Origin of the sequence: Pseudomonas guariconensis (assembly GCF_015680235.1) — a bacterium.
In the GTDB taxonomy this organism is placed as follows: domain Bacteria; phylum Pseudomonadota; class Gammaproteobacteria; order Pseudomonadales; family Pseudomonadaceae; genus Aquipseudomonas; species Aquipseudomonas guariconensis_A.
Genome location: NZ_JADLJL010000079.1, coordinates 1 through 582 on the forward strand (window position 1 = coordinate 1; position 582 = coordinate 582).

At 46.9% G+C, this 582-nt stretch carries 1 rRNA gene; it reads right to left on the reverse strand.

Annotated features, from left to right (window positions below):
• A 23S ribosomal RNA gene (locus tag IRZ56_RS22925) occupies positions 1–367 on the reverse strand; the annotation flags it as partial.
• Positions 368–582: the final 215 nt, after the last annotated feature.

Genomic DNA, 582 nt, shown 5'->3' on the forward strand with positions numbered 1-582 from the left:
CCTACTCGATTTCACTGGCAAGAGATTTTCGTGTACGGGGCTATCACCCACTATGGCCGCACTTTCCAGAGCGTTCCACTAATCTCAAACCAGCTTAAGGGCTGGTCCCCGTTCGCTCGCCACTACTAAGGGAATCTCGGTTGATTTCTTTTCCTCAGGGTACTTAGATGTTTCAGTTCCCCTGGTTCGCCTCTTGCACCTATGGATTCAGTACAAGATACCTAGGTTATCCTAGGTGGGTTCCCCCATTCAGAGATCTCTGGATCACAGTCTGTTTGCCGACTCCCCAAAGCTTATCGCAGGCTACCACGTCTTTCATCGCCTCTGACTGCCAAGGCATCCACCGTATGCGCTTCTTCACTTGACCATATAACCCCAAGCAATCTGGTTATACTGTGAAGACGACATTCGCCGAAAATTCGCATGTTGCTCAGTTACGAGCAGAACTCACAAATTTTACCTTAGCCTGACATCACACCAGTGAAAGTGCGTGTCAGTCTATCTATCACATATCCGAATTTTTAAAGAACGATCTGACAAAAGTCAGAAATCAACATTCACACCGGAATGTTCATTTCTAAG